This is a genomic window from Tabrizicola sp., assembly GCF_034366665.1.
Classification (GTDB): domain Bacteria; phylum Pseudomonadota; class Alphaproteobacteria; order Rhodobacterales; family Rhodobacteraceae; genus Tabrizicola.
This window is the reverse complement of the sequence record NZ_JAXMMF010000019.1, coordinates 1-2,579: the sequence shown is the minus strand read 5'-3', so window position 1 is coordinate 2,579 and position 2,579 is coordinate 1. Positions and strand designations below refer to the sequence as shown.

6 protein-coding genes and 1 pseudogene are annotated in these 2,579 nt (G+C 66.1%); 4 read left to right on the top strand and 3 right to left on the bottom strand.

What is annotated here, in order from left to right; genetic code table 11:
• Positions 1-317, top strand: a pseudogene (locus U1E69_RS02190) (hypothetical protein); the annotation flags it as partial.
• A 12-nt stretch (positions 318-329) separates the two neighbouring features.
• Here the strand turns inward: U1E69_RS02190 and U1E69_RS02185 are convergent.
• On the bottom strand, positions 330-518 hold the full coding sequence (locus U1E69_RS02185; protein WP_322242431.1) for a hypothetical protein: 189 nt from the start codon (positions 516-518) through the stop codon (positions 330-332).
• Between the two features lie 52 nt (positions 519-570).
• Between U1E69_RS02185 and U1E69_RS02180 the strand changes: the two genes are divergently transcribed.
• Positions 571-888, top strand: coding sequence for an antibiotic biosynthesis monooxygenase family protein (locus U1E69_RS02180; protein ID WP_322242430.1), 318 nt, complete (start codon positions 571-573; stop codon positions 886-888).
• A gap of 4 nt (positions 889-892) precedes the next feature.
• Here the strand turns inward: U1E69_RS02180 and U1E69_RS02175 are convergent, their stop codons facing one another.
• Both U1E69_RS02175 and U1E69_RS02170 read right to left on the bottom strand, forming a co-directional pair.
• Entirely contained in the window at positions 893-1,321 is a 429-nt protein-coding gene (locus tag U1E69_RS02175) for an excinuclease ABC subunit B (RefSeq protein WP_322242429.1), read from the bottom strand.
• Positions 1,322-1,351: 30 nt separating this feature from the next.
• Positions 1,352-2,092 (bottom strand): DUF72 domain-containing protein, encoded by a 741-nt coding sequence (locus tag U1E69_RS02170; protein WP_322242427.1) that lies wholly within the window; start codon positions 2,090-2,092, stop codon positions 1,352-1,354.
• A gap of 116 nt (positions 2,093-2,208) precedes the next feature.
• On the opposite strand from U1E69_RS02170, the gene U1E69_RS02165 reads away from it, so the two are divergent.
• Both U1E69_RS02165 and U1E69_RS02160 read left to right on the top strand, forming a co-directional pair.
• The gene (locus U1E69_RS02165) at positions 2,209-2,355 is read left to right on the top strand and encodes a hypothetical protein (RefSeq protein ID WP_305542361.1); all 147 of its coding nucleotides are present in this window, start codon (positions 2,209-2,211) and stop codon (positions 2,353-2,355) included.
• Between the two features lie 3 nt (positions 2,356-2,358).
• Complete coding sequence (locus U1E69_RS02160) at positions 2,359-2,493, top strand: hypothetical protein (protein ID WP_305542363.1); 135 nt, start codon at positions 2,359-2,361, stop codon at positions 2,491-2,493.
• Positions 2,494-2,579: the final 86 nt, after the last annotated feature.

Below are 2,579 nucleotides of genomic sequence, written 5' to 3'. Positions count from 1 at the left end.
TGGAGGCGGTGATCCTGCAGGACGTGCGCCACGACATCGGTGGCGACGAGCAGCGGGTGAACGACGTCGACACCCGCTGGTCGGGCGAGACCTTCAAGCACATCCTGCTGCCGGTCTGGATGGCGGCCTACAAGTACAACGGCAAAAGCTACCGCTTCCTGGTGAACGGCCAGACCGGCGAAGTGCAGGGCGAACGCCCCTGGTCGGTCTGGAAGATCGCCTTCGCGGTGCTGCTGGCGGCGGTGATCGCGCTGGGGGCCGTCTATCTGAACGACCCGCAGGCCCTGGGCCTGGACCAGCCCGAGTGGATGGACTGACCCGCCGCCCGGTCAGTCCTTGTCGCGCTGGAAGAACAGCAACCAGCCGGCATAGCCCCCTGCGGCCAGGAACATGATCGCCCAGAAGGGCGAGCCGACGTAGAAAAGCTCGAACAGGCCCCAGGCGGTGGGCAGAAGCACGGTCAGCCAGCGCACCCAGGCATGGCGGAAGAAGCGATCATTCGGATCGAGAAACTTCATGGTCCTTCATCCCCGTTCGTGGCATCCTTGCCCGGAAAGAGGGAGGCCCGACATGCCGCAGATTGTCAAGGATTTCCAAGGACAAACCGTCATCACCACCTTCGAGACGACGCCAGCGATGGCCTTCGACCTGATCGAGGCGCTGGAGGCCGCCTATCGTGACTGCATCAGCCAGCAGCCCGGCTTCATCGCGGCCGGTCTGCACATGAACGATGCGCGGACCCGGATCTGCAACTACAGCCAGTGGGCGCGGCGCGAGGATTACCAGGCGATGCTGCGCACGCCGGAAATGCGCGAGCGGAACCGCCGGATCAACGAGTTGTGCCGCGGGTTCGAGCCGGTGATGTACGAGGTGACCGGGGTCTTCTGACCCTTCAGGCCGAGGGCAGGACGTCGCAGGCGCGGAACGCCTCGACCGCAGGACGCGCGCCGGTCAGGTCGAAGGGAACTTCGGTCGCCCCGGCCAGCGCCGTGCCACGCGCATTGTAGGCCAGACCGTCCAGCACATTGTCAAAGCCGGTGTCCGAGACAGTCAGGGTCATTCCGTCACGCGACAGCTGATGCCGCCCGGTGCCGATCGTCATGGCCGCCGGGCCGTCAAAGCGCAGACCAAAGGTTTCAGTCGTCTCCCAGGGGATGGGGCGGGTCAAGGCGATGGAATAGGGCTGCGGCTGCGCCGGGTCGAAGGTGATCCGCAGGGCGAGATCGGGCGTCTCGTGCGTGATCGTGCAGACCGGGGTCGCCGTGAATTCCCAGGCGGAAGCAGGGGCCGCAAGAAGACAAAGGGCGATCAGCATGCGCATGATCGGGAAATGGACCGCAGGGAAGGCCCGTCAAGCCAGCCGCTGCAAAAGCGCCTGCGCCGCAGCCGGGTTCGCGACCTTGTGGCCCGAGATCACGAAGGCGAAGACTTCACGCTCTTTCGCGATGCGGCGCAGGCGGGTGGCCCAGCGGTCAAGCTGGTCCTTCGGATAGCCCAGGGGCAGCCCCTCGCGGGTGCCCATCAGGCGGAGATAGGCGAAGGGCGCCGTATCGGCGTCAATCTCGGGATAGGGACCTTCCGTCGCCCGGACGACAGCGATCTTGCGGTCGGACAGAAGCGCCGCAAAGGCGGGAGAGCGAAAGCTGTCGTGTCGCGCCTCGATGGCATGGCGCAGGGGCAGGCCGTTCAGGCTGTCGGGCAAAAGGTCAAGAAACCCGGCCAGGTCCGCGCAGTCGAAGACCCGGGCCGGTGGCAGCTGCCAGTTGATCGGGCCAAGCTTCGGCCCCAGCTCCTCCAGCCCTGACCCCAGGAAGCGGCGCACCTGATCGCCCGTTTCGGCCAGCTTCCGGCGGGTGGAGACATAGCGCGGGGCCTTCAGGGTGAAGACAAAGCTTTCGGGCGATTGGCGCGCCCACTTGCGGAACGTGGTGGGGACCTGCGTGCGGTAGAACGTCCCGTTGACCTCAATCGCGGTCAGGGCGCGGGCGGCAAAGCGCAGCTCGTCCGCCTGGCGCAGATCGTCCGGGAAGAAGGTCCCGCGCCAGGGATCGAAGGTCCAGCCGCCGACTCCGGTGCGGATGGGGTGAGGCATGAGGTCTCCTGCGCTGCGTTTCCCGGGTCAACGCTGGTGGGCGCGACCTGTTCCCTGACGCGTTAACCGAGACGAAATTCCTTGCGGCGAGACTGCCGGAAAGAGCGGAGGTGCCGATGGACCCGGTGGACGAATTCGCGCGACTGAAAGCCGAGATCCGGCAGTTGCAGGACCGGGCGGATGCCCTGCGGGACGGGTTCCTGAAGCCCGGCGCACGGCTGCAGTCGAACCGGTTCGAGATCACCGTCAAGCGCCCGAAGTGATGGGTGTTCAACAAGGACCGCCTGCCCGCAGCCGTGCTGGCCGACCCGCGCTATTGGGACGACAGGGAAAGCGAGGTGGTCACCTGCCGCACCTTGCACCGCGCCAACGAGGACGAAGATCTCGTCCTTATCGAGTGACCCGCAGGGTGGGCGACATCGCCCACCCTACGCCTGGACCAAACCTTCAGAGGCAATCCCCATGTCGAACTATCGCCGCCTGCGCG